This window comes from Pseudomonas onubensis, assembly GCF_965653655.1.
Lineage (GTDB): Bacteria > Pseudomonadota > Gammaproteobacteria > Pseudomonadales > Pseudomonadaceae > Aquipseudomonas.
Genome location: NZ_CBFHAZ010000341.1, coordinates 1 through 379 on the forward strand (window position 1 = coordinate 1; position 379 = coordinate 379).

General features: G+C 45.6%; 1 protein-coding gene. It reads right to left on the reverse strand.

The features are described 5' to 3' along the window. Nucleotides 1-105: 105 nt before the first annotated feature. The coding region (locus ACTD9P_RS30250) for a hypothetical protein (protein WP_438870521.1) at nt 106-379 on the reverse strand (274 nt) is incomplete at its 5' end.

The following is a 379-nucleotide window of genomic DNA, read 5'->3' on the forward strand; positions in this document are numbered from 1 at the left end:
ATTTTTAAGGGATAACCGTTTTATTTGTCGAGGGCCGAAAAGGTTGATTTTCTATTGTCCCCTTCAACTAAAAAAGCGCTGCCGTGATTTGGCAGCGCTCTGTTTTTACTCATTGATATAAAGTTTTCCTTTAGCCGTCTGTCTCGTTTCATTTCCGTAGTCATCTCTTGCGATAACGTCAATTTTTGCTCCGCTTGCTTTGATGGAAGAAGCCGCCGTCCAGTAACCCTCATATCGTCCCGGAGAAATTTCTCTCAGCGGAAGCTCTGTTGCGTTTTGGCTCCCTGCCCGGGCGTTTGTCAGAGGCAGACGGATCACGAAGGAAGCGTCTAATTTCTTTCCGCTTGAAAAAGCGATTTTCACTGATTCTCCGGCTTTT